Source organism: Streptomyces sp. NPDC111802, from assembly GCF_055634335.1.
Genome location: NZ_JBVKCZ010000150.1, coordinates 1 through 4,240, shown reverse-complemented (window position 1 = coordinate 4,240; position 4,240 = coordinate 1). Strand labels below are relative to the sequence as shown.

Annotated in this window: 3 protein-coding genes; all 3 read left to right on the top strand. The window is 57.6% G+C overall.

Annotated features, from left to right (window positions below; genetic code table 11):
* The first annotated feature begins 717 nt into the window (after nt 1–717).
* The 3 genes from ACZ7NC_RS44675 (at nt 718) to ACZ7NC_RS44665 (ending at nt 4,058) form a co-directional block, all read left to right on the top strand.
* On the top strand, nt 718–1,803 hold the full coding sequence (locus ACZ7NC_RS44675) for a Gfo/Idh/MocA family oxidoreductase (RefSeq protein WP_471497935.1): 1,086 nt from the start codon (nt 718–720) through the stop codon (nt 1,801–1,803).
* Between the two features lie 85 nt (nt 1,804–1,888).
* Nucleotides 1,889–2,914, top strand: coding sequence for a Gfo/Idh/MocA family protein (locus ACZ7NC_RS44670; RefSeq protein ID WP_471497931.1), 1,026 nt, complete (start codon nt 1,889–1,891; stop codon nt 2,912–2,914).
* An 85-nt stretch (nt 2,915–2,999) separates the two neighbouring features.
* A complete protein-coding gene (locus tag ACZ7NC_RS44665) occupies nt 3,000–4,058 on the top strand; it encodes a methyltransferase (RefSeq protein ID WP_471497928.1) in 1,059 nt (352 codons plus the stop codon).
* Nucleotides 4,059–4,240 lie beyond the last annotated feature (182 nt).

The window sequence follows — 4,240 nt, the reverse complement described above, 5'->3', positions numbered from 1 at the left end:
GCGTCACGCGACGGCCCATCCTCGCACGGCAGGGGATATTACGGGCAAACCACCGAGCCGACCGGCGTCACACCGCAAGTGAAGAATCGAGGTCAAACGCGACGTCATAGATCAGCCCTTCCCCACAGTGCACCGCAGCCTTGCATGCGATTACGTTTATCGCATTATCTTTCTTTCAGCGCGTTCACGCTCCGTTTGCGACACGGGTATTCCCTAAACTCATCGGCGATTGTTCAATCGATAGGGCTAGCACATTCGGTTGGCAACGTAAGCACCTGTCAGCAGTTCTAGTGTACCGGGAGACGTCATCGTCACCGTCGCGCGTAGCGCATCGATGTTCTTTCCGTTCACACAGGCAGGAACGCGATCACTATCGGAGGATCATCATGTATGCGGTTTCCAAGCCACGAATCGTCATTTAGCTGCCATGCCATATCTGCATCGAATCCGCATCCATGAGCTGAAACACTCCTCAAGTGTAGTTTCGGGCAGGTCGCGGGGGACGTGTTATGCGAGTGTATCTGGGGCAGCACTTCGAACTCTCGTGGCAGCGGCTCGTTCTACGCACGCAACCGGTCGGCTAACGGTTTCATTTCATTCGGTGGTGGACAGCGCGGTCATTGCAGGCGATAGACGTTCTCGTCACTACGGTGCCGTTGCTTATAGCTTCTTTAATAGCGCCTTCTTTCTGGCTACTGCACCGATGGCGCGTGCGCTATGACGAGGTCAGACGCCAGGGCCGCGGGGTGCGTGGTCGTCGGATACGGCGTAATGGGCCGGATGCAGCAGGCCAAGCTAGCGGAGCTGGGTGTAAGGACGGCCGCAGTAGTCGACCCGCGCCTGGCCGGGCAGTCCCTTCGGTGTGGCACGACAGTGGTGGCTTCGCCCGGCGACGCAGCAGATGTCGGCGCGGACCTATGGAGTATCTGCACCCCGACCGCCTGGCACGCCCAAGTTTTCCAACAAATCAGTAGTTTGGCACCGGACGCCAATGTCTTGGTGGAGAAACCGATATGCGCTCCGCGCGATGTGTCCCTGATGGCCCATCAACTCGACTCTCACCGCGGCCGTGTCGTGGTTAACGAACCCTACTACTCGTCGGCAGTGTTAGAGGAGCTCGCGGCAACACTGAGGTCTGCACAACTGACCTTAAATAGGGTTCTGGTGGAGATGACCAAACACCGCGGTCATGACATCGCCCAAGGCCGATTTCAGGATCAGGTGCTCGGCGCCCTAGGCTATGAAGGACCTCACCTCATCGCCATCGTCGACGCCTTAGGGCAAAAGCTCAACACGTCCCTACTGCCTTCCGGGCCCGCTGCAGTCTCATTCCACGGCCCCTGGAACAAGGATGGCACGCCGCCGCAAGAGGGCGCTGAGGTTCAATATCAAGCTGCTTCCGGGTGTGAAATCACACTTAGCACTTCATTGATCGGCCGCATTAACAGTAGAGCCGGGCATGTGCGGAGCGGAAGCACATGTGTGCTCCCATACGGGTCGGGTGTTCGCCACCGGGTTCTGCGGGTAGAGGCCAAAGACACCGAAGGCCGTCCCTGGGAGGTAGCTGCAGCCTTCGAACCTGTAGACGGCCGGCCGCGAAATGTAGGCGCGATCAGCGTGACCCGTGAAAGGTGCCTGCCTGACCCTCCGCATGTGGTGCCCGACGACCCCCTTCGGCAACATCTGCAGAGAGCTCTCCGCCACTTTGACAAGATCGAGACCAATCCAGCCCCAGCTCAATTAGGGCTTAGGCAAGTCGCTCTACTGTCCGACTGGGTTCAACTAGCCCGAACTGCGGAGTAGTGGAAGCACCCCCCCTAATCTGTCGCCAATTGCACCAAGGCGGCATGAGGCGAGAAAACCGACCGGTAAAGAAGAAGGAGTCAACATGACCTACCAACGCGATTACAACCGGCGCCTGCGCGTAGGCGTAGTGGGCTTGGGTGGACACGGCTACCGAATTCTGCTGCCCACACTCAACAACCTTCCCGTGCAGTTGAAAGCAGTGTGCGACCAAGACCGGGATAAGACCGAGAGGACGGCAGAGCAATATGGCGTCGCCCCATATACGGCACTCTCGCACATGTTAGATGGAGAATCGCTTGATGCTGTCCTGCTCGCAGTGTCCCCGCAAGACCATCCCAAACTGGCACTCGAGGCCCTGAGCCGCGGAGTGCACGTATGGATGGAAAAACCACCCGCGGCGCGCGCAGCAGAGTTGGACCCCCTGATTGCCGCACGCGGGGACAGGGTTGCCATGGTTGGCATGAAAAAGGTGTTCATGCCAGCGGCACGCAAGGTACTAGAAATCCTTGCGCAACCGGCTACCGGCCGCCTTACCAGTCTGTATGCCCGATACCCCATTACTATCCCTCAGGACGGGGAGAAACTCCTGGAGCGGCGCGCATTCAGTCACTGGTTGAACGAGGGATGCCACCCTCTGTCTCTCCTTCTCGCCGCTGGCGGTCCAGTTAAAGACATCAAGGTACATCGCGGCGAGCTTGGCGACTGTCTCTGCGTCCTGCACTTCGCACACGGAGCCCTCGGGGCTCTACAGCTCAGTGCAAATCTGCCACTCTCACAACCCTTCGAACGGTACACTTTCGTAGCCGAACACGGCACGGCCGAAATCGACAACTGCAGCCGTGTCACCTTTCAGCGAGGCATCGCATACGAGTTCGGCGCTACAACCACTTTCGCCCCACCAGGCACGGACAGCGGATTGATCACATGGGAGCCACAAAACAGCAGATCCTCACTAGAGAACCAGGCTCTGTTCATCCAGGGGTTCTATGCAGAACTGAACTACTTCTGCGAATGCGTACTGCAAGGGCGCAGTGCACAGTGGGGAACTCTAGAGTTTGCACGACAGGTAATGGAAGTATACGAAAAAGCCATTCGTGTGAACGGATAGCATCGTTCAAAGCCGGCCACCCAGTTTCGCTCCATAGTGAGTGGACTACAGTACTCATGGTCAGCAGAGCTTAAAAGGAGTCTCCATGCCGCAGTACGAATGCAGCCCCGTAAACAGCAAGACCGTACGCCCGCAAGAGGCCGCCGCAATCATGGAACTACTACTCGGCTTCGTGCAAACACAATGCCTCAAGACAGCAATCGATATGGGCCTCCCTGATCTCTTCGATAACGCATCACTGTCATCAGCACAAGTAGCTAGCTCCTGCGGAACTGATACCCAAGGCACCAGTCAGCTCCTGCATTGTCTAGCCTCCCTGGGGCTGTTACGAGAGACGGACGTCGACCACTTCGCTGCGTCAGAACCCCTATTTGCGTTGCGCAGTTCCACGTCCGGAACGCTTAGCACCTACGTGCGTTTCGTCGTCGAGCATTGCTTCGACATTGCGGCGCACCTAGATCAACTCGTCATCCACGGGGCTCGGGGTGGCGCGTTCTCCCAAGCCCGTGGTCGACCCTTCTTTGAATACTTGAAGGCCGACACGGCCGCTGGAACACTTTTCGATCAAGCCATGGCTGCCACCAGCACCGGACTTACCACCAGAGTCCTTGAACTGGATTGGTCACACGCACACCGCGTAGTCGATGTCGGTGGCGGAAATGGAACTCTCCTCATGGCCTTGCTGAACCGGCACACACATCTAACAGCCATTCTGGCCGAGCAACCCCACGTGCTCACAGAGGCCGAAGCATTGCTGGCAGAATCTGACATCGCCGATCGATGCCAACTAGAGCCCTGCGACTTCTTCACATCCGTACCTAGAGGAGGAGACACCTATATCCTTGCTCGCATCCTGCATGACTGGGACGACAAAAAAGCAGTCGCCATCTTGCAGAAAGTCCATGCGGCAATGCCCCCGAGCGGACAACTCCTCCTAGGTGAACATGTACTAACCGATGCTCCCGGACCTCACTGGAGCAAGACTTATAGCGTCTTCATAAGTCTCATTCTAACCGGGCATGAACGTACTCGACGCCAGTGGGAAAAGCTCCTCGCTCAGGCCGGATTCGCCATTGAAAGAATTCACGAAGCGGGCTGGCGAGGACACATCATCGAATGCAAACCAGACTCCATTGCAGGATAGCTTCAGTGAGCCTTTTCCAACCTGCGGATGAAGCATGGCAGTTGGGCTGACAACATGGTGAAGCCCCTGGTACTGATCTTTAAGGCTGCTCTTGACGATCTGTCAGGGCGGGCATAGGGGCGGTATGGGGACTTCGAATGCGGCGCGTTGGGGGCCGGCTGAGCGGGAGGCGCGGCGGATGC

Excerpts from the sequence above, each read along its gene's own strand:
- ACZ7NC_RS44675 (WP_471497935.1), top strand. The coding sequence starts at position 718 with ATGACGAGGTCAGACGCCAGGGCCGCGGGGTGCGTGGTCGTCGGATAC.
- ACZ7NC_RS44670 (WP_471497931.1), top strand. The coding sequence starts at position 1,889 with ATGACCTACCAACGCGATTACAACCGGCGCCTGCGCGTAGGCGTAGTG.
- ACZ7NC_RS44665 (WP_471497928.1), top strand. The coding sequence starts at position 3,000 with ATGCCGCAGTACGAATGCAGCCCCGTAAACAGCAAGACCGTACGCCCG.